At 71.5% G+C, this 21142-nt stretch carries 15 protein-coding genes; 2 read left to right on the forward strand and 13 right to left on the reverse strand.

Features of this window, described 5'->3' with window-relative positions:
• From HUO13_RS22820 to HUO13_RS22835, 4 genes are all read right to left on the reverse strand, one after another.
• On the reverse strand, positions 1 to 669 hold the full coding sequence (locus HUO13_RS22820) for a BPL-N domain-containing protein (RefSeq protein ID WP_211897141.1): 669 nt from the start codon (positions 667 to 669) through the stop codon (positions 1 to 3).
• On the reverse strand, positions 666 to 1253 hold the full coding sequence (locus tag HUO13_RS22825; protein ID WP_211897142.1) for a 4'-phosphopantetheinyl transferase family protein: 588 nt from the start codon (positions 1251 to 1253) through the stop codon (positions 666 to 668). The genes HUO13_RS22820 and HUO13_RS22825 overlap by 4 nt, the downstream gene beginning before the upstream one ends.
• On the reverse strand, positions 1253 to 5155 hold the full coding sequence (locus tag HUO13_RS22830) for a Pls/PosA family non-ribosomal peptide synthetase (RefSeq protein ID WP_249123960.1): 3903 nt from the start codon (positions 5153 to 5155) through the stop codon (positions 1253 to 1255). Before HUO13_RS22830 ends, HUO13_RS22825 begins: the two co-directional genes overlap by 1 nt.
• 794 nt (positions 5156 to 5949) lie before the next feature.
• Positions 5950 to 6759 (reverse strand): TetR/AcrR family transcriptional regulator, encoded by an 810-nt coding sequence (locus HUO13_RS22835; RefSeq protein ID WP_211897144.1) that lies wholly within the window; start codon positions 6757 to 6759, stop codon positions 5950 to 5952.
• 236 nt (positions 6760 to 6995) lie between these two features.
• On the opposite strand from HUO13_RS22835, the gene HUO13_RS22840 reads away from it, so the two are divergent.
• The gene (locus HUO13_RS22840; RefSeq protein ID WP_211897145.1) at positions 6996 to 8486 is read left to right on the forward strand and encodes an SIP domain-containing protein; all 1491 of its coding nucleotides are present in this window, start codon (positions 6996 to 6998) and stop codon (positions 8484 to 8486) included.
• Between the two features lie 87 nt (positions 8487 to 8573).
• Here HUO13_RS22840 and HUO13_RS22845 read toward each other — a convergent pair whose 3' ends face one another.
• Positions 8574 to 9194, reverse strand: coding sequence for an L-threonylcarbamoyladenylate synthase (locus HUO13_RS22845; RefSeq protein WP_211897146.1), 621 nt, complete (start codon positions 9192 to 9194; stop codon positions 8574 to 8576).
• Between the two features lie 194 nt (positions 9195 to 9388).
• Here HUO13_RS22845 and HUO13_RS22850 point away from each other — a divergent pair, with 194 nt between their 5' ends.
• Positions 9389 to 10180, forward strand: a complete 792-nt coding sequence (locus HUO13_RS22850; RefSeq protein WP_211897147.1) for an ion transporter — start codon at positions 9389 to 9391, stop codon at positions 10178 to 10180.
• A gap of 96 nt (positions 10181 to 10276) precedes the next feature.
• On the opposite strand, the gene HUO13_RS22855 is transcribed toward HUO13_RS22850, so the two are convergent.
• The 8 genes from HUO13_RS22855 to HUO13_RS22890 form a co-directional block, all read right to left on the reverse strand.
• Positions 10277 to 11911, reverse strand: coding sequence for a class I adenylate-forming enzyme family protein (locus tag HUO13_RS22855; protein ID WP_211897148.1), 1635 nt, complete (start codon positions 11909 to 11911; stop codon positions 10277 to 10279).
• Positions 11908 to 13575 carry a CoA transferase gene (locus HUO13_RS22860; protein ID WP_211897149.1) on the reverse strand — a complete coding sequence of 556 codons (1668 nt, stop codon included), beginning with the start codon at positions 13573 to 13575 and terminating at the stop codon, positions 11908 to 11910. Before HUO13_RS22860 ends, HUO13_RS22855 begins: the two co-directional genes overlap by 4 nt.
• Positions 13572 to 14393: a class I SAM-dependent methyltransferase gene (locus tag HUO13_RS22865; RefSeq protein WP_211897150.1), complete on the reverse strand. Its 822-nt coding sequence runs from the start codon at positions 14391 to 14393 to the stop codon at positions 13572 to 13574. The genes HUO13_RS22860 and HUO13_RS22865 overlap by 4 nt, the downstream gene beginning before the upstream one ends.
• Positions 14394 to 14400: 7 nt before the next feature.
• Positions 14401 to 15981, reverse strand: coding sequence for an AMP-binding protein (locus tag HUO13_RS22870; protein ID WP_211903062.1), 1581 nt, complete (start codon positions 15979 to 15981; stop codon positions 14401 to 14403).
• 112 nt (positions 15982 to 16093) lie between these two features.
• The gene (locus HUO13_RS22875; RefSeq protein ID WP_211897151.1) at positions 16094 to 17443 is read right to left on the reverse strand and encodes a protoporphyrinogen/coproporphyrinogen oxidase; all 1350 of its coding nucleotides are present in this window, start codon (positions 17441 to 17443) and stop codon (positions 16094 to 16096) included.
• Positions 17440 to 18414 carry a UbiA family prenyltransferase gene (locus HUO13_RS22880; protein ID WP_211897152.1) on the reverse strand — a complete coding sequence of 325 codons (975 nt, stop codon included), beginning with the start codon at positions 18412 to 18414 and terminating at the stop codon, positions 17440 to 17442. Before HUO13_RS22880 ends, HUO13_RS22875 begins: the two co-directional genes overlap by 4 nt.
• The gene (locus tag HUO13_RS22885) at positions 18411 to 19772 is read right to left on the reverse strand and encodes a DegT/DnrJ/EryC1/StrS family aminotransferase (RefSeq protein WP_211897153.1); all 1362 of its coding nucleotides are present in this window, start codon (positions 19770 to 19772) and stop codon (positions 18411 to 18413) included. Before HUO13_RS22885 ends, HUO13_RS22880 begins: the two co-directional genes overlap by 4 nt.
• The gene (locus HUO13_RS22890; protein ID WP_432757763.1) at positions 19769 to 21031 is read right to left on the reverse strand and encodes a DegT/DnrJ/EryC1/StrS family aminotransferase; all 1263 of its coding nucleotides are present in this window, start codon (positions 21029 to 21031) and stop codon (positions 19769 to 19771) included. Before HUO13_RS22890 ends, HUO13_RS22885 begins: the two co-directional genes overlap by 4 nt.
• Between the last annotated feature and the right edge of the window lie 111 nt (positions 21032 to 21142).

Below are 21142 nucleotides of genomic sequence, written 5' to 3' on the forward strand. Positions count from 1 at the left end.
TCAAGCCATCACCGCCTCGATGAGGTCGTGCCCGAGGTCGAAGCCCGACCCTCCCGGAATGTGCAGCCCGGCGTCCTCGAACCAGTCGGATGTGGCCTCCGGGTGCGGTCCGGCCACCGCCACCCGTCCCGCGCCGAAGGGCGCCGCCAGCGCGGCGATCTCCCCGCTGCGGTAGCGGGCCAGGACATCGACACCTCGGGCGTCCGGGCTCAGCAGGAACATCGCACCGTCCTGGAAGTACAGGTAGCGCGCCCGGCCCCGCCAGAGCACCTCCACAACCGTCTCGTCAGTTGACCTCACGGTCGCGCCGCAGGTCGAGATGTACTGGTCGGTATCCCCCGGCAGCAGTGCGAAACCGGGTGACGCACCGGCGAGATAGCCCCCCAGGCAGAACCCGACGTAACGGCCGCCGTCCCCGACGAACTCACGGATCGCCTTCTTGTAGGACTTCATCGCGCGGTAGCCGCGCTTGAGCCCGCCCCCGCCGGGCTGGATGTAGAGCGTCGCCGAAGCCAGCGTCCGCGGACTGAGCTCCAGCCGCTCCTTGGGACCGACGTAGCGGATGTCGAAGCGCCGCGGCGAGCTGCTGAGCAGCTCGGCCGCCGCCTCGGAGCACTCCACCGGTTTGGCCGCGGGTCCCCGGTACACCAGTGCCAGTGGTCGTCTCATGACGCGTCCTTCTCCCACGCGGTGGTGCGCCACCGCACGTCGATCCCGTGCTCGGTGAGCACGGCCGCGCCCGCCACCAGCCCCGGGGCGACGACCGCGGCCCATTGCGAGGTCGCGGCCATGCAGTGCGCCGCGTCGTCGAGCGTCGCGCCGCAGGCCTTGACCGCGGCGACCATCCGGCACCAGCACAGCGCGAACGCCAGCGGACGCGCGGCAGCGGGGAGCCTGGCGACCTCACGTCGCTCCCCGGCCGGCAGCATCCGCTCCACCAGCGGGGGCGGGCAACCGGGCACCGCGGACTTGCACTCCACACCAAGCGGGTACCACGCCGAGGTCCCGACAAGGTACCGCTCGTCGCGTCGGGCCTCGCTGAAGTACACCCCGTCGCAGGGCGTCCCCGGCCGGACCGCCGCCTCGTCGGGTCGGCGGCCGAGGACGCCGGACAGCACGTCCAGCAACGCGTCCCGCGCCGCGAGCGAGCGGCGCGCGGGCACCGGGCCACCGGTCTCGTGCGCGGTGGCGCGACCGGCCGGGACCGGTGCCCGGTCCAGGTCGATCAGGTTGAGCGAGACCGGTGCGCGCATCACAGGACCCCCTGCGCCGGGATGCCCCGCCACCGGGTTCCCGGGGTGAGCTGCTCGCCCTTCATCGCCAGCGACAGCGACTCCAGCGCGGTGCCGACGCCGACCTCGGCGTCGTAGAGCACGATCGAACGCTCCCCGACCGTGGCGCCGTCGCCGACGCGCACCTGCGACATCTTCATCACCCGGTCCTCGAACAGGTGAGTCTGCAACGACACGCCCTTGCCCACCGTCGCGTTCTGCCCGATGTGGACCAGGTCGAACTCGGTGACGTAGGTCGTGCCGATCCAGGCGCACTTGCCGATCCTGGTCCCCAGCATCCGCAACGCGGGCGGCAGCAGCGGCGTGCCGGTCAGCGTGCCCAGCAGCGCGGGCACCGCCGCGGCCTCGTACACCCCGGTCACCAGCTCGGTCCGCCGCACGAACCTGCTCCACAGCGGTTCGATGCGCGGCCGGTAGGCACCGACCAGGACCCACTTGAACGCGACGACGAACAGCAGAACCAGCACGCTGCCCAGCGCGAACAGCACCGGCGCCAGCAGCAGCGTGGCCAGCGCGCCGGTGGCGCCCGCCAGCTCGGAGAGCCCGAGCAGGGTCAGGTACACCGCCACGGCCAGCACCGAGGCCGGCATCGTGACGCGGAAGTACTCGATCGCCAGCCGCTCGACCACGGCCCGCGGTGGCGGCCGGAACGTCGTGCGCTCCGAGAAGGATCCGCTGGACTGGCGTTGCGGGAGGAAGATCGCCGGCGAGCCCAGCCACGAGGACTCCGCGGGCACCTCGGCCGCGGGCGGCACGGTGTGCACGCCCAGCAACGAGCCGTCGCCGGTGGAGGTGCCCGACGGCACGAACGCGGCGTTGCCCACGAACGAGCGTCGCCCGATCTCGGTCCGCGCGAACCCGACGTAGCCGTTGTAGAAGCGCGCCGACCCGATGCTGGCCATGTCGGCCACGAAGCTCTGCTCGCCGAGGGTCAGCAGCGCCGGGTCGAAGTACGCGGCGGTGGAGACCTCCGAACCGCGCCCGACCCGGGCGCCGAGCAGCCGCAGCCACGGCACCGTGTAGAGCGTCGCGTACAGCGAGTTGGTGGCGACCAGGCTGGCCTCGAGCAGCTTGTCCCCGATCCACTTGCGCACCCCGAGACCGGAACGCGCGTGGTGGATGCCGACTTCGGTGCGCGGCAGCACGAGCCGGCGGATGAACGCCACGAGCAGGCAGACCGTCACCACGAACACCGGCCCGACGAGCGCCGCGGCGACCAGTCCGGCGAGCGTTCCCCACAGCAGCAGCGGCGCCCACACCATCACGATGCTCGGCAGCACCATGGCGATGACGGTGAGCTCGAGCAGCAGCAGCCCGCCCGCCGCGCCCAGCAGCGGCCCGGCCCGCCAGCCGGGCGCGGTGGGCAGCTCGGCCATCGCCTGCACCATCGGTTCCGGCGCGGACACCTCGACCAGCGGTGAACCGGCCCACCACTGCTGCGGTGGCACGGCCTGGCCGCCGCCGACCGCCGAATGCTCGGCGATGCCCGCGCCCGCTCCCACCGATGCCCCCGGTTCCAGCACCGTGCTGGAGCCGACGAAGGCGTCCTCGCCGACCCGGATGGGCTCGACGACCACCCAGCCGTCGTCGACAACCCAGGGCTGCACCTGCACGTCGTAGCCCAGGCTCGCGTCGTCGCCGATGTCGAGCAGAGTGGGCAGCGAGATCGCGCTGGTGGCGATCTGGGTGCGCCGTCCGACGCGGGCACCGAGCAGCCGCAGGTACGGCGCGTACAGCGGCGACCCGCTCAGCGCGGGCAGCGGCGCCAGGTTCAGCACCAGGTCCAGCGCCCACAGCCGCAGGTAGGTCAGCCCCCACAACCGGTACCGGCCGGGGTGGATCCCGGCCGCGAGCGCTCTGGCCAGCGGCACCGGCAGCACCCACCGCAGCACCACGTAGGTCGTCAGGGCCGCCAGCGCCAGCTCGCCGAGGACTCCGGAGATCCCGACGACGCCGTCGTAGCGGCTGTAGACCAAGGCCACCGGAACGACCCCGACCAGCAGCAACACGTACAGGAACGCCAGCTGCGCGAGCCCGGCGGGCACCGTGCGCCGCCGCCGGTGCACCGCCGCCTCGACCCGGCGCGCCGGTGCGGGGCCGGGCGTGGGCGCGAGGTCCAGGTGGTGGGCCAGCGACCGCACGGTCGGATGGGCGTAGAGATCGCGCACGGCCGGGCTGCCGCCGATGCGCCGTTCCCGCAGCGCCGAGACGACGTTGGCCGCGAGCAACGAGTGCCCGCCGAGGTCGCCGAAGAAGTCCGCGTCCACCGACAGCTCGCGCGGGTCGAGGCCGAAGACCTCCGCCCACACCACCGCGACCTGCTTCTCCATGTCGGTCTCGGGCGGGACGACCTCGCCGGCGACCGCGCTGAACCGCCTCCCGCTGGGCGCGGGCAGCCGTGCGCGGTGGACCTTGCCGCTGGGCATCGTCGGCAGTTCGCCGAGCACGTCGACCAATGCGGGAACCATGTACTCCGGCAGCTTCGCCCGGGCTCGGTCGTGCAGGTCGGCGATCAGCTCGTCGCCGGCTTCCTCGCGCACGGTCAGGTAGGACGCCAGCGCCATCCCGTCGGCGGTCAGCACGGTCACCGCGCCGGAGACCGCCGGGTGCTCCAGCAGCACGTTGTCGATCTCGCCCAGGTCGACCCGGCGGCCGCGGATCTTGACCTCGGCGTCGGCCCTGCCGAGGTACTCGATCTCACCGTCCTCGGTGGTGCGGCCCAGGTCGCCGGTGCGGTACAGCCGTCCGCCGCGGGGCGCCAGCGGGTGCTCGACGAACCGGTCGGCGGTCTTCTCCGGCTGGCCCACGTAGCCGTTGGCCACGCCGGGTCCGCCGATGCAGATCTCACCGACGTCGCCGTCGGGCACCAGCTGCAACGCCTCGTCGAGCAGCACCACCGTGTAGGTCGGCAGCGCGCGCCCGATGGTCACCCGCCTGCCGGGAAGCAGCTCGCACCACGACGCGGTGACGGTGGCCTCGGTCGGCCCGTAGGTGTTGAGGATGCGCCGCTTGGGCGTGCTCCAGCGCTCCACCAGCTCGGCCGGGCACGCCTCGCCGCCGACCAGCACGCTGCGCACCTTCGGCAGCTCGCGGTGGATCGTCGCCAGCAGCGTCGGCACGCAGTACAGGACCGAGACGCCGTTGTCGTCGAGGAACTCGGCGAGCTCCTCGCCGAGCCTGCGCGAGTCGTTGGGGCCCGCCACCAGCGTCGCCCCGACCGCCCAGGTCGGCCAGATCTCCTCGATGGAGAAGTCGAACGAGATCGACATGCCCTGGTACACGCGGTCGGACTCGCGCACGTCGTAGATCGCGGGCACCACGTCGATGAAGTTGCAGATGCTGGACTGCGACACCTCGACACCCTTGGGGCGGCCGCTCGAACCGGAGGTGTAGATGACGTAGGCGGGCGGGTCGGATGTGTCGGGCAGCTCGGGCCTGGTGGACGGCGTGTGGTCCAGCGTCGTCTCGACCAGGTCGACGTCCAGCACCGGGCAGGCTCCGCCCACGTTCCCGGCCAGGTCACCGGAGGTGATCACCAGGTCGAGCTGGGAGTCACCGCAGATGTAGCCGACCCGGTCCGAAGGGGAGACCGCGTCGATGGGCACGAAGGCCGCGCCGGCCTTGAGCACTCCCAGCAGGCTGACGTAGGTCCACGCGGACCGCTCCAGCAGGATCCCCACGCGAGAGCCCGTGCCGAGACCGAGGGTCAGAAGGTGGTGCGCGAGCTGGTTGGCCCGCCTGTCGAGCTGCCGGTAAGTCATCCGGACGTCACCGGCCTCCAGCGCGACCTTGCCGGGTACCCGGTCGCAGGTCGCGGTGAAGAATTGGTGCAGTCGACCATGGGATGGCCCCGTCGCGCGCACGGGTTGTCCATTCCCAGGGTCCAAAGTCCTGGGTTCCATGAAACCTAAAACTTTCTCTCCGCTGAGCTCCGATGAGCCGTAACGCACAATAAGTCGACGCCCGGGAAGACAGCGCAACAATGGCGCTCCCGGTTCACCCGTCCGAGTGGTAACGAAAGACCGGAATACCCAGGCGGCACACGCTGCGCAATCACCCAACACAGAGAGCGACTAATCTTTCGCAACGCGGCCCGACTTCTTCGGCGCAAGTCGAACAGGACTTGGTGCCCTGCTATGGATCAGTTCGGCGCGGTTGGATCTCCGCAGTTGACCGCGGGAGGCGCCACCACAGGCCCAGACAGCTCTCGCAACCCATCTACCACATGTTTCTCGCCGCAGGAGCCAGCACGATCCGGTTCCGCAACACGGGCGGATCCGAAAGTAGAGCCACCGAAAGGATGCCGAAAAACGTGCAACCACAAATCGGCGTGGGCAGCGCTGGAAACTGCCCCAAAACGGCATAACAACAATTTCTGAAGCAGAGAACGAAGCGCTTCCACCGGCAGGGCTTCGTGGCGCGAGCGAATATCGGTGCCGATCACTCGGCCAGGTTTACCCGGAAATCTCCCCCGATAACGGCGGAAAAGGATTTCGCGATGTTCGCCCACCCGGCCGTCACCGCGCGTTCACACCACCGTGCAAGCGCAGGACTCCAGGTCACCGCACTTGCCGCGATGATCGGCAAGACCGCCGAACCCGCTTTCGGTGCGCGGTCGACTACTGCACGCAACGACCCCGGAAGGGCTGAAAGACAATCACCGCGCCCCGTCTCGTTGGGTCCTTGCCATCGCGGCCTCGATTCCGTCGAGGACCACCGCCAGTCCGGCCTCGAAAGTCCGCTTCGCCTCGCGCTCCAAATACGGCGAGCCGTCGTCCTCCCACCCGGCCGCCTGGTCGGCCTCCAGCCGCAGCACCATCGGAAACCGCTCGGCGAAGTCCGGCGCCACTTCGCGCAGCACGCCGGCGCGGGCGAACCACCACTCCTCGTCGGACACACCGGTCGCCGCCGCCGCGTGGCGCGACTCGGCGATCGTCTGCGCCGCACCCCGCACGACGTGGAACAGCGTGCCGACGACCCGGCGCAGCTCACCGGCGGCCAGCCCGGTCCCGTCCAGTGCGCGGACCAGCGCCTCCAGCACGCCGTACTCGTTGGGCCCGAGCACCGGACGCGCCTGCGACACCTGCAGGACCCAGGGATGCCGCAGGTAGAACCCCCAGAGGTCGTCGGCCCACGCGTTCACCGCGCCGCGCCACCCCTCGTCCGCCGGATAGTCGGTCGGCAGCTCGGCGAGGGCCCGGTCGTACATCAGGTCGATCAGCTCGTTCTTGCCGGGCACGTAGGTGTAGAGCGCCATGGCGGTGCGGCCGAGCCGCTCGCCCACCGCGCGCATCGACAGCGCCGGCATGCCCTCGGCGTCGGCCAGCTCGATCGCGGTGTCCACGACGAGGTCCACGCTGAGACCGGGCTTCGGGCCGGGTCCGGTCCGCGCCGCCGCCGGACCGGCGTCCCGCCACAGCAGCGACATCGAACGACGGGGGTCCCCCTGCCCGGCGTAGACGACCACTTGCGACTCCTTACACCATAAAGTAACGTTGCCCGAGTCATCTCCTTACGTTGTAAGCTTATCAGCCGGGGGCCGCGGCGGCTCGGTGCCGGTCGCGCACGCCCGCAGATCGGCGCACCCTACGACGCTGCACACACCCCGGAGCCCGGCGGGAGACGGCCACAGTCCGGCACCGGTCCTCAGTGGACACACGTGTGCCGGATACCGCACGCACCAACGCGCACAGGAGAACCGAGTTGCAGCAGTCTTTGCCGGTTTCGCTCGTCGAGGTCACCGAGGTCGAGAGGATCACGCCCCGCACGGCGCGCATCACCTTCGCCGCGGGCGGACTCGCCGCCGCCATCGGCGACGAACCCGACCAGCAGGTGAAGTTGTACTTCCCCAGGCCGGGGCAGGACCGCCCGCGCCTGCCCGAGCCGGACGGCGACGGCGACGTGATGCGCTGGTACCAGTCGTTCCTGGAGATACCCGAGGACCAGCGCCCGTGGATGCGCAGCTACACGATCCGTTCACACGACGGCGAGCGCGACCTGGTCACCATCGACTTCGTCCTGCACGACGACGCGGGCCCGGCGACGCGGTGGGCGCTGTCGGCAGGCCCCGGAGACACCATCGGCGTCTTCGGCCCGTCCGCGGACTACGCGCGGCGCGTCCCGCTGAGCACCACCATCGCCGGCAGCGACCTGGTTCTGATGGCCGGGGACGAGACCGCCCTGCCCGCCGTCGGCACCCTCGTCGAGTCACTGCCCGAAGGCGCCCGCGCGGTCGCCTACCTCGAGGTGGCCGACAACGCCGAGGAACAGCGCCTCGACACCCGCGCCGACCTCACCGTGCACTGGCTGCACCGGGGAGCAACGCCGCCCGGGCGGTCGACGCTGCTGCTCGATGCCGTGCGCGCCGCCGACATCCCGGACGGGCCGGTGTTCGCCTGGCTCGCCGGGGAGGCCGGGGTGGTGCGTTCGTTGCGTCGCCACCTGGTCGGCGAGCGCGGGATGGACAAGCGGGCCGTGGACTTCGCCGGATACTGGCGGCTCGCGCTGTCCCAGGACGACGCCCCCACCGAGGACGACCTCGCCGAAGCGCGGGAGAAACTGGCCGACTCGCAGCAACAGGCGGAACCGACCGCGGTGTACGACCAGGCATACGAGGCCGGGAGCGCCCCGTGGGTCATCGGCGAGCCGCAACCTGTCGTCGTCGGCCTCGCACGCGACGGCCGGGTCAGCGGCGCGGTGCTCGATCCCGGGTGCGGCACCGGGGAGAACTCCATCCACCTAGCCTCGCTCGGCCACGACGTGCTGGGAACCGACTTCTCCGAGATCGCCGTTGCACAAGCCCGGCTGAACGCTGTGGAACACGGTTCCTCGGCCCGGTTCGAGGTCTCCGACGCGCTTGCACTCGAGGGTCCACCGAGGTTCGACACCGTCGTGGACAGCGCCCTCTTCCACGTCTTCGACGCCGTCGACCGCCTCCGGTACGCGCGAGCACTCCAACGGGTCTGCCACCCGGGCGCGCTGGTCCACGTGCTGGCCCTGTCCGACGAGGGGCCCGGGTACGGGCCCCAGGTCAGCGCGGAGGAGATCCGCGCGGCCTTCGGCGAGGGATGGGTCGTCGAGGACGTGCGCGCGAGCACCTACCGGGGTGTCGTGGGCGCCACCGACCCCGACGACCCCGGCCGCCGGGAACTGGGCGACCTGCCCGCCTGGCTGGCCAGGATCCGGCGGATCTGACCCACGTTCCGCCGAACGACCGGCGATGCAAGGCATCGAGCGATGCGCGGGCGCGGGGACGATGGCAGCCGGCCGGCAGCGGCTCGCTCACTCGAACCGCGAGGTGTCACCCGCCCCGCGTCGCACGATCTCCGGCTCGTCGCCGGAGAAGTCGACGACCGTGGTGGGCTCGACACCGCAGTCACCTGAGTCCACCACGGCGTCGACCGCGTGGTCGAGCAGCTCCTTGATCTCCCAGCCCTGGGTCAGCGGATCCTCCTGGTCCGGCAGCAGCAGGGTGCTCGACACCAGCGGCTCGCCGACCTCGGACAGCAGCGCCTGCGCGGCGACGTGGTCGGGGATGCGGATGCCCACCGTCTTCTTCTTCGGGTGCATCAGCCTGCGCGGCACCTCCTTGGTCGCCGGGAGGATGAAGGTGTAGCTGCCGGGCGTCGACGCCTTGACCGCGCGGAATACGGCGTTGTTGATGTGCACGAACTGGCCGAGCTGGGCGAAGTTCTGGCACACCAGCGTGAAGTGGTGCCGCTCGTCGAGGCCCCGGATCGAGCGGATGCGGTCGATCCCCTCCTTGTTGCCCGGGCGGCACCCCAGCGCGAAGCAGGAGTCCGTCGGGTACACGATCACGCCGTCGCGGTCGAGGATGTCGACGACCTGGCCGATCGCCCGGCGCTGCGGGTTCTCCGGGTGCACGTCGATGTACTTCGCCATGCACCGAGCTTAGGCGCCGTGTCGAGCACCCACGCCGAACCCGCGGCGCGGGTCGCCGGATCGCCGGGACGAACACGTTCAGTCACCGCACTGGACAGTCCATACTAGACATTCACCGGAACGGGATTCCCCTTCACAGCGGACTAGTATCGCCCGTAGTGTTCCGGATCCTTCCTCCCTCCTGAGGAGAACCAGTGACGTTGCGTGCGCGCCTGCGGTCGGTCTTCGAGTCCCGCGGGTTCCAGTGGTCGATCACCACCGTGATCGTGGTCAACGCGCTCGCGCTCGGCTGCGAGACGTCCCCGGCGCTGACCGCAGGCTACGGCGGGCTGATCGGCCTGGTGGACAGCACCGCGCTCGTCATCTTCGTGCTCGAGCTCGCGGCCAAGGTCTACGCCTACGGCTGGCGGTTCTTCCGCGACCACTGGAACAACTTCGACTTCCTGATCGTGTCGCTGTCGCTGCTGCCCGCTTCGGCGGCGTTCTCCGTCGTGCGGTCCCTGCGCATCCTGCGCGCGCTGCGGCTGCTGTCCACGGTCCCCAGCATGCGGCGAATCGTCGCCGCCCTGCTGCAGGCGCTGCCGGGGGTCTTCTCCATCGTCGGGCTGCTGGTGCTGGTGCTCTACGTCGCGGGCGTGATGGCCACGAAGCTGTTCTCCGAGGCCGACGCGGAGCACTTCGGCGCCCTCGGCACCTCGCTGCTGACGCTGTTCCAGATCATGACCGGTGACGGCTGGGCCGACACCATGCAGCGCGTCATGGAGACCAAGCCGCTGGCGTGGGTGTTCTTCGTCGGCTACATCCTGATCTCCAGCTTCACCGTGCTGAACCTGTTCATCGCGGTCGTGGTCAACGCGATGGAGTCGCAGATCAAGGAGGAGGAAGCCGAGATCCCCGCGCCGCGCTCGCACGGCGAGTCCGAACTGCTCGCGGAGCTGCGTTCCCTGCGGCTCGAGGTCCAGGCGTTGCGCGAAAGCCGCCGCTGAAAGGTTGTCCTCGGGTGCTGAAGCGTCGCAGCCGCTTGGCCCCCGCTACCAGCACCGCCGCGCATGACGAGGTCGAAGACACGCACTCAAAGCGTTTCAGACCGCGGCCTCGGAGGTTCGCTGCTGTCCTGCGGCCATCTCGGACAGCGTGCGGCGGCAGATCTTGCCGGTCGGCCCGAGCGGCATCTCCTCGACGGCGAGCAGCAGTTCGGGGAGCTTCCTGCGTTCCAGGCCGCGTTCCCGCTCCAGGAAAGTGGTGATCTCGGTGAGCGTGACGGGCGGCAAACCGGTCGGCTGGGTGACGCACACGCACATCCGCTCCCCCAGTTCCTGATCGGCGACGGCCACGCACACCGCGTCCGCGATCGCCGGGTGCGTGCCGAGCTCCCGTTCGACCTCCGCGGGGCTGATGTTGAGGCCGCCGCGCACGACGACCTGCCTGATCCGCCCGAGCACGTGCAGGCGGCCGCGACCGTCCAGGAAACCCCGGTCTCCGGTGCGAACCCAGCCTCCGGCGGTGCGGTAGCGGTCGTCGAGCTCCGGACTCGCGACGTAGCACAGGGGCGTCATCGGGCCCAGCGCGCAGATCTCACCCGGTTCACCGGTGGCGACGGGCTCGCCTCGCTCGTCGGTGATGCGGATGTCGGCGACCGCCGGGTCGGGCAGTCCGGTCCCGGTGTCCGGCGCGAGCCCGGTGCGAGCCGTGTGGCAGTTGACGCCGTCCGACGACCCGTACACCGCGATAACCTCGCGGCCGAACCGGTCCCGGCACGCCCGCGCGGTCGCCTCCGGCAGCGCCGCCCCGCTGGAGACCAGGGCCCGCAGGCTCGACAGGTCCTCGCCTTCGGCCGGCGGGTGGTCGGCCAGCCTGCGCAGCATCGTCGGCACCCCGAACACGTGGGTCGGCCGGTGCTCGGTGATCGCGCGCAGCGCGGTGCCGGGGTCGAATGCGTCGACGAGCACGAGCGTGCCGCCCAGCGCGGCGATCGTCACCGACGTACCGCAGGAGCCGAACGACGACGCGAGCGGCACGAGCACGAGATCGCGCACGAGTTCCGTTCCGCCGTGCAGCGCGCGCACGTAGTTCGCCCGCCCGCCGGTCATCGCGTTGTGCGAGTACGCCACCATCTTCGGCTCCGCCTCCGAGCCGGAAGAGACCAGGATCCGCGCCGGTGACTCGGCGTCGTGGCGCCCGGGACGCCACCGCGTGCCTGCGGGCAGCAGGCCCAGCGACCTCGCTCCGGCGACCGGCCGCCCGAAGGTGAACACCGCCCGCAGGTCGGGTAGCTCGTCACGCGACGCCACGTCGGCGGGGTCGGCGAAGACCGCGGCGCCGGCGCGGGAGCGGCCGAGCAGGCTCAGCGTGTCCCGGCTGCCGCGGCCCGCCGGGTACGGCAGGGCCACCGCACCGATCGCGGCGACCGCGAGCTCGGTGGCGACCATGTCGCGTCCGTTGGGCAGCCGGATGCCGATGATGTCGCGCTCCCCCAGTCCGGCCGCGGCGAACGCTGCCGCGATGCCGCGCACGCGGGCGTCGAGACCCGCGTAGTCCAGGGTGCCGCGGGCGTCGATCAACGCGGGACGATCGGGATGGCGGCGCACGTGCTCGCTGAACGACGAGTACAGGTCCCGGTCGGGGCAACGGCCTTCGTCGCACCACTGCCTGCGCAGCCCAGCGGGCACGAGATCGCGGATCTCGACACCGTTCGACGAAACCCACGGTGTGCTCATGAGAACTCCCAAGGTGCGAGTGGGAAGGCGTGCTCCGCGCTACCCAGCGCCCGGCCGAACCGGGGGTCGGCCGCCAACGCCCGCAGGTCGGTGCACACCGCGGTCGCGTTGACGCCCGCGGCGCGGAGGACGTCCTGCAGTGCGACGGTCGGCGCGGCAGCGCAACGCGTCTCGACGTCTTCAGGCCCGGCGCCCGGTGCGAGCGCGGCGGCGACCTGGCCCCACGATTCCGGCTCCAACACGAGGAATCCGTCCGCTGTCCGCAATGGACCGCGAGAAGTGGTTCTCGCCCGGGGAATCACCCCTGCGGCCGAGAACAACGACGAGTCGACCCTGGCGCCTCGACGGGTCAGCAGCCGGTTCAGCAGTGCTGCCAGCACGCCCTGCGCGCACACCAGACCGCCCATGACGTCGGTGAGGGTCATCAGCGACGGCCGCGGTGCCGCGCCGTCCGGACCGACGGCCGCGGCCAGCCCGCTGTGGGCCTGCACCAGGAAGTCCGTTCCCAGCGGCGGGTCCTCCCCGAACTCCGGACCCCAGCCCGACGCCCACGCGTGGATCAGACCTGGCCGGCTGCGCGCCAGGTCGCAGGCGTCCAGCCCCAGCTGCTCGGCCTTGCCCGGCGCCCAGTTGTGCAGGAAGACGTCGGCGTCGGCGACGAGTTCGTGGACGCCCCGCCGCCCGGCGGCGGACTTCAGGTCCAGTTCGACGACCCGCTTGCCCGCGTTGAGGGCGCTGAAGCGCGCCGAGCAGTCCCCCGCCATCGGCGGGATGCCGCGCATCGGGTCGCCTCCGGGTGGCTCGATGCGCACGACCTCGGCGCCGAGCAGCCGCAGCAGATGCCCCGCGACGGGGCCCTGGACGCGCCGCGTCGACTCCACGACGACCAGACCCTCCAGCGGCAGCGCGCCGGGCCGCCCGGATGGGCGGACTTCGCCTTCCGGCATCGGCGTGATGCGCCACGCGGGGACGTCTGCCGGATGGCCGGGCCGGTCCCGGACGGGCAGCACGCTGATGCCGGTGGCGGTCGCAGCCTCGGTGATCGCGGCGAAGGTCCGGCTCGCCGCGGTCTCCCGCAGCGGCGCGGGAAGCGCGCAGGTGGCGGTCGCGAACCGTTGCTGGAACGGCCGCCAGCCCCGCCGCACCGCACCCGGGTCGGCCTCCAGCACGCTCCAGAACCGCAGCCAGTCCAGTGCGTCGAGGGTCTCGATCTCGAACCAGACTCCGTCGGACGAGCGCAAATCCGGTGCTCCGGCCGGCCGGGGCTCCTCGGGATCGTCGGCAGTGGCCGCGGCCAGGTACTGCGACACGGCGATCAGCGCCGCCTGGCTCACCGACGTGCGCACGCCGCGCAGCTCCAGTCCCCTGGCCCGTGCGATGCGCACGGCGAGAACGCCCTGGGCTGCGAGCACGCCGGCGGTCGCGGACGCGTAGTCCACCGCGAGCGGCGTCGGTCGGCCGAAGGCACGACCGTGGACGTGCATGATCCCGCACGCGGCCTGCACGGCGGTCTCGCCGCCCAGCGGCAGGTCCACGGGGCCCGCCCAGTCGATCTCGCATTCGGGCTCGTCGGGCGGGAGGTCCGGTAGCAGCGCCAGGTTCCGCGCGGCGACCTCCGAGGCCACCGCGCAGCGGGAACCGCTCGACGTGGGTGAGAGGGTCATCGGAACGCACCGTCCAGTGGGCGGGTGCCGTGCACGGAGTACATGACGCTGGAGGCGGCGAGGAAGGACGGGTCGCGCATCGCGGACCTGACCTCGGCGAGCCGCTCGTCGGTCATGCCCGCCGCGACCAGCGCGTCCCCGAGGTGGAACGTGTGGTTGACCAACTGCTCCAGATCGGCCGATCCGGCGCGGCGGAGCTGGATGAACGGCCGCGGGTCGATGTCGACCAGCCCCGCGTCGCGCATCGCCGCGGCGACGTGCCTGCCGAACGCGGGCTCGACTCCCGCCGCGCGCATCACCGCGTCCTTGGCGGCGATGAAATCCTCGTACACCTGCCGCGACCGCTCGTCCGGCGTGACCAGCGGCGGCTCGTAGGAGGTGTCGAACTCGTCGATCTGGAGCAGTCCCCCGGGTTTGAGTGCGCGGACGAGCCTGCCCAGCACCTCGATTCGCTGCGGCAGGTGGCGCAGCACGAGTCTCGCGACGACGAGGTCGAACTCCGACTCCGGCAGCGGATCGCTGGTCACGTCGTGCCGGACGACGGTCAGCCCGGGACGCCGCGGGATGCGCTGCGGCTTCACGTCGGTGGCCAGCACGCTGCCCGTCGGCGCGACCCGTTCGGCCAGCCACACCGCGACGCTGCCGCCCCCGGCGCCGACCTCCAGGCACCGCCACCCGGAGCCCACGCCGGTCTCGGCCAGCCTCGCGATTGTCATCGGATCGTGCGCCGAGGCGAGGAAACGGTGGTGGCCGCCGCTGTGCGCGTTGTCGTTGTCGAAGACGTAACCGGCCTGCTCGCCGGTGTCGGTGACTGGCACGGCGCGCCTACGTCCAGCGGCCCGAGCCGTAGGTGTCGGCGCACCCGGTGAGCTGCTCCAGCAGGTCGAGCCTGCGGACCTTGCCGGTGCCGGTCCTGGGAACCTGCTGCCAGGTCAGCGGCACCGGGTCCTGCATTCGCGGCAGGTCGCGGACCGCTCGTTGCCAGGCCGCCCGGTCGAGCGCGCCGTCCTCGGTCACCGCGACCGGCAGCGGCGGACGGTCCTGGCAGGCCAGGACCACGCACTCCTGCACCTCCCGCAGCCGGTCGTCGAGGATGTCCTCGATCTCCAGGCAGCTCATCCCGTCGGCCCGGTCGACCTCGCGGTCCAGCAGGAGCACGCTGCCGTCGCGGTTGCGCACCCCGATGTCGCCGGTGTTCCACCAGTCCCCGACGCGCTTGGCCGACCAGCGCCGCATCTCCCCGACATATCCCAGGCACAGCGCCTCGGTGCGGGTGAACACCAGGCCGGGCCTGCCGCGCCGGACCGGTTCGAAGGTGTCCGGGTCGACGACCTTGATGCCGGTCTTGAAGGGAACCGCCCGCCCGAGGTTCCGGGTGCCTGGTTTGCGGCTGTACTTCGACACCATCGAGCCGCGGGTGTGGAAGCGGAAGGTGAGCGGACCGGTCTCGGTCTGCCCCCACCCCTGCATCCACAGCGGACTGCGGTGGCGGCTGGCGGCGAGGTAGGCGCGGATCGCCGGCGGGTGCATCGCGTCGTAGGTGCTGACGAAGAGCCGGACCCGGCGGAACGGGTTGTCCAGCCGCTCGGTCAGCCGCTGGAGCCGGACGTAGGTGGCCGGCAACGCCTCCACGACCGTCGGCGGGTGCGCGCGCAGCACAGGGTCGGCGCGGTCGGGGTCGTGGTCGGTGAGGATGGTGATGCGCTTGGGCGCCAGGCACATCGCGCTGGCCGTCCAGCAGAAGGTGCGCCCGTGGGCGAACGTGTTCGCGTTGAGGAGCGTGTCGTCGGTGCGCAGCCCGATGCGCGGGATCCGGTTGGACTCGAAGCGCGCCAGCTTGCCGATGATCGTCCGGGTCGAGTGCACCACCAGCTTCGGCACACCGGTCGTGCCGGAGGTGTGGTGGATCACCAGCGGAGCGGCATCGTCCCGGCTGCGCGGAGCCGGAGGTTGGGCGCCGAGCACGTCGTGCAGCGCGAGCGCACCTTCCACCGGATCACCCAGCGCCAGCACCACGCGGGCGAAGGAGGCGATGTCCACGCCCTGCTCGCGGCAGCGCTCGAGCATCGCGGCGTCGGTGACCAGCACCGCGGGCTCCAGGCGCTTGAGCAGCACGCCCAGCGACTCGCCGGACAGGTGCGCCGACAGCTGCGCGGGGACGGCGCCCAGCCGCACCGCCGCGCACGCCAGCAGGTCGTAGTCCCAGTGGTCGGCCTTGACGATCGCGATCCGGTCGGCGCGCCGCGCGCCGGCCGCCGCGAGCCAGCCGGCGGCGTCGCGGACCAGCGCGGCCAGCGACGCGACGTCGTGGTCTCGTCCGCTGTCCGGGGCGATGTCGAAGGGGCGGTCCAGGTGCACCCTGGTGTCCGTCCCGCGCTGCGCGCACTCGTCGAATAGGACACCCATGTCGTGCGGTTTCACGCGCTCTCGTCTCCTGGGTTCTTCGGAAGTGGCCTGCGCAGTGGGTCGCCCGGCGCGACCTCGGGCGCCTCCGGGGGTCGCGACCGACCTGCGCGGTTCATGCGGCGGTTCGTGTGGCCGGTCGCGATGTGCCCAGCCTGCTCAGGGTCCGGGACGCGGCGAGCACGCCCGCGCGCACGGCTCCTTCGCTCGCCGGGCGCAGCATCACCCAGTCACCGGCGTAGTCGACCGAACCGACGGGCCGCGCCATGAACCCGGCGCGCGCCCGCAGCGCCGCCGGAGTGGCTTCGGGCAGCCCGTAGCGGAAGCCGTGGACGAAGTTGGCGACGTTGGCTGCCCCGAACCCGGGAAGGTAGCGCGGGACGGCGTTGGTGAGCCGCGCGACGACCTCCTGTTCCGGCGCCTCCAGCAGCGACGGGATCGTCCTGGCACTGGCCATCAGGCTGAGCAGGCCACGGCCCGCCGGCGCCCGGCCGGGGTGCTTGGCGTGGTCGACGATGATGCCGGAGAGCACGTCGTCCTCGGCCTCCGGCGTCAGCAGCACGTACAGCGGCCTGCTCGACTCCGGCTCGAGCGGGCGGTCGAGCAGGCAGCTCACCTTCAGGGCCGGGGTGAACGTGCAGGCCCGCAGGAACGCCAGTTCCGAGGGGGGCGGGTTGGCGTGCAGCCGCGCCGCGATCGGCGCGGGCACGCACAGCAGCACCGTCCTTGCCGTCACCACCTCGCCACCGACAGACAGGCGGGCGAAGTCGCGGTCGGCGACCACCTCGCCGACCATGCGCCCGACCGCCACGTCCAGCTCGCGGGCCAGCCGCAGCGCGAGGGTGTCCATGCCGTCGCGGTAGGTGCGCCAGGACGCGGCATCGCCGACCGCGACCAGCAGGCTCAGCATCGACGCCGCGGCCGAACGCGTGGTGTCCCAGCCGAAGAAGCTGCCCGCCACCGGCTGGAACAGGTAGTCGTGCAGGTCGGGGTGGTAACGCCGGGCGAACGCGGCGACCGTGGCCTCTCCCGCGGGCGTGGCCTCGGGGTGATCCGGGTCGAACTCGCGCCTGCGCCGCGACGCCCAGGCCAGGAACCGCGCGAGGTCCAGCCGGGCCCGCGCGGACAACCCGGCACCGGTCAGCAGCGCGCCGCGTTCGGCGACACCGGGGTGCGCTCTCCCGCCGCGCCACATGCCGATGGACTTGCCGATCAGCGGGATCTCGTCGAGCGGCACACCCAGCCTGCGCAGCAGCTCCCACGTCGCGCGGTAGCCGCGCGGGGAGATCTGCTCGGCACCCTGGTCGATCGTGTAGCCCTCGTAGCGGAAGCTCGCCATCCGGCCGCCGACGTGGGGCTCGGCCTCGTAGACCCGGACGGCGAGTCCGGACCGCTGCAGCTCGTGGGCGGCGGTCAGCCCGGCGATGCCGGCGCCGACCACTGCCACGTCCAGATCCGGCGTCATACCGCGATTCCCAGTCCGACCAGCAGGTTGGCCGCGACCAGCAGCACGACGGTCACGCGGTGCACGGCGAAGCCGAGCTTGCGAGCGCGCATGATGTCGCCCTTGCCGAAGCCGAGCTGGAACTGCCGGGCGCGCAGCACGGCGGCGGGCAGCATCAGCACCGCGAACCACCACGGCGCGATCCCGGTCGCCGAGGCGACCAGCGCGATCAGGTACTCCGCCGCCGACAGCGCGCCGATGAACACCGCGTTGCCCCTGGGCGAGACCAGCGACGCCACGGTGGGCCGTCCGACACTCCGGTCGCCCTCGACGTCGTTGGTGTTGGAGTACACCCCGAACATCAGCGGCCCGAGCCCGAACAGCACCGACTGCACGAGCAGGAACCCGGAGAACGCACCGGTGGCCAGCCCGAGCGGCGACAGCACGAGCGAGGCGCCCAGCGCGACCAGGAAGACCTCCTGGAACCCGTGGTAGCTCAGCTTGACGCCGTAGGAGTACTGCAGGGAGACGACGAACGTGGCCGCGATGGTGACGATCGTCCACATCGGACGATGCGGCGCCAGTGCGACCGCCGCCACCCACAGCACCCCGCCGACGGCGGCGGTGATCCAGCCGAACAACAGGGCTTCGCGCGGGGTCAGGGTCCCCGCTACCAGCGGCTTGCGCAGCTTCTTGCGGGTCGGCGCGTCCGGCCCGTAGTTCCTGATGTCGCTGCCGTCGCGGTAACCGGTCAGGTCGTCGAACGCCACCATCGCGACGATCGTGAAGACCGCGCCCAGCAGGTACACCAGCACCATCACCGCGGTACCCGCATCGAGCGCGCCGACCGGCAGGACCAGCGCCGAAAGCACCACCAGGAAGCTCAGGTAGTAGTCGTACACGTCGAGCTTGCCCAGCCGGGCGTAGCTCCGCACCTTGCTCTCCGGCCGCACCGCCGTGTCCGGCCGTGCGACGTCAGTACCGCTCGTCATGTGCTGCTCGGTTCCTTCTGGTCTGCTCGTGTCCGGCCACCACCGGACGGGCCTGGCTCGGCGACCGCCGGATCGGTGGTGAAGTCCTGTTCTGCCTGCGGTTCGGCGCCGTTGCCGTCCTCGTCGTCCCCCGCGGTTCCGGCGCCGTGGCCGGGTTCGCCGTCGGAAACCAGCTCACCGGCCAGCCCCGGTTCGGAAGCGGTGAACCATGCGTGCGCCCCTGCCTCCGACCGCTCGCCCGCGAACTCGCACACCGCGTCGGCGATGCGCTCGACCTGAGCGTCGGTCAGGTGCGGGTAGACCGGCAGCGCCAGGATGCGCCGGCTCGCCCGCTCCGCGTTCGGCCACCGCTGCCCCTCCGCGGAGTAGCGGCTGAACGCGGGCTGCATCGGCAGCGGCGCCGGGTAGTACACGTGCGAGGCGATGCCGCGCGACGCGAGGTGTTCGCGCAGCTCGTCGCGGCGCTCGGCCTGCACCGAGTACACGTAGTAGCAACGCCCCTCACGGCCGGCCGGCGGGGGCACCACGCCCGCCTCGGCCAGCGGGGCGAACCGTTCGGTGTAGTACTCGGCGATTCCGGCGCGGCGTTCCAGCCGGGCGGCGAAGCCCGCGAGCCGGTAGGACTGGAACGCGGCCTGGATCTCGTCGAACCTGCTGTTGTAGCCGACGACGTGGTGCACGAAGCGCTGCCTGCCGTCCTGGCCGTGGTTGCGCAGCATCCGCACCGCGCGGGCGATCTCGTCGTCGCGGGTGACGACCGCGCCGCCCTCCCCTGGCATGCCGAAGGACTTGACCTGCACGAAAGAGAACACGCCCGCCTCGCCCCACAGCCCCGCCGGGGTGCCGTGCAGCACGGCGCCCTGCGCGACGGCCGAGTCCTCGACCAGCCGCAGGCCGGCGCGGTCGGCCAGCTCGGCGAACCGCGGCATGTCGGCCATCACCGAGAACATGTGCGCGGGCATCACGGCCCTGGTGCGCGGCGAGATCGCCTCCTCCGCGTGGCCGGGGTCCAGCACCATCGCGTCGGGGTCGATGTCGGCGAACACCGGCTCGGCGCCCACGCTCACCACCGACGACGCCAGCGGGGCGCAGCCGAACGCCGGGACGACCACCTCGTCCCCGGCGCCGATGCCCATCGCCCGCAGCACGAGCGTGAGGGCCGTGGTGCCGCTGCCGCACGCGACGACGCCGGCCGCACCGAGCTGCGCGCGCAGCTGCTCCTCGAACGCCGCGGTCCGGTCGCCGAGGATGAATCGCTGGTCGCGGGAGGTGCCGATCTCGCGGACCAGGTTGAGCAGCACCTTGCGGTCGCCCTCGAAGAGGTCGGGCGGGAAGAACGGGATCTCGTCGGAATTCACGCGTTCCTCCCGGTGTAGAACTCGCCGATGGCTGCACACACCCGGTCGACCTGGTCCACGCCGAGATCCGGGTAGAGCGGCAGCGCGACCGCTCGCGAACAGGCGGCCTCGGCGTGCGGGAAATCGCCCTCGGCATGGCCGAGTTCGGCGAAACAGGGTTGCAGGTGCAGCGGGACCGGGTAGTAGGTCTCGGTCCCGATTCCGCGCCACGCCAGGTGCTCGACCAGCTCGTCGCGACGTTCGACCTCGATCAGGTACACGTAGAAAACGGCGTTCGAGCCCGGTCCGCGTTCGGCCAATTCGGGAATCCGCACAATTCCCGGCATGTCGTGCAGCCGCTGCCGATACGCCTCGGCCAGCATCGCGCGGCGCGCGATGTCGCGGTCGAGGAATGTCATCTTGGCGAGCAGGACCGCGGCCTGGATGTCGTCCATCTTGCTGTTCATCCCCGGCAGCGCGGTCTCGGTGGAAATTCCGGGGAAATTGTCCAGCGTACGGCCGAACCGCCCGTGGTGGCGCAGTCCCGAGACCAGCTCGGCGACCTCGGGGTCGTCGGTGAGCACCGCGCCCGCGTCGCCGATCGCGCCGAGGGTCTTGCTCGGGAAGAACGACAGCACACCGCCCGCGCCGTGCAGGCCCGCGTGCACCCCGCCCTGGCGCATGCCGATGCCTTCGGCGCTGTCCTCGACGACGGTCAGGTCGTGCGCGGCGGCGGCCTCTGCCAGTCCCGTCATGTCCGCCATCTGCCAGAACAGGTGCGAGGGCAGCACGAAACGGCTGTCCGGACCGGCCGTCCTGCCGACCTCGGCGGGGTCCAGCGCGTAGGTGGCCGGATCGATGTCGGCGAACTGCGGTCTGCCTCCGGCGAGCACGACCGACGACGCTGTCGCCACGAACGAGAAGGCGGGCACCACCACCCCGTCGCCGGGCCGCAGCCCGCAGGCGCGCAGCAGCAGCACCAGCGCGTCGGTACCGCTGTTGACCCCGATGGCATATCGCGCACCGGTATATGCAGCCAGCGCTTCCTCGAATTCCGCGACCTGCGCGCCGTGCGAGAATTTCCCGTTGTCGAAAACCGCGCCGATCCGCTCCCGGATCAGCGCCCACGCGCTCTCGAACGACGCGGCCTGCGAGAAGAAGGGAACCGGCTCCGGGGCCCGCACAGCGGTGGCCGCCGATCCCGGGTCATCGACCTCCGCGTCCTCGGTGTCCGACCCAGCAGAGTCCTGCCCGCGAAACCAGCGGGACAATTCGACCACACTCCACACCCAGTAGCTGATCTTCGCCGACGAAGCTAGCGGACGCCCGCTCGCACTGAAAAGCAAACTTCGCTCACAACGCGGTTTTTCACCCGTTGCGGTGAGGATCGG

The sequence above is a fragment of the Saccharopolyspora erythraea genome (genome assembly GCF_018141105.1).
Lineage (GTDB): Bacteria > Actinomycetota > Actinomycetes > Mycobacteriales > Pseudonocardiaceae > Saccharopolyspora_D > Saccharopolyspora_D erythraea_A.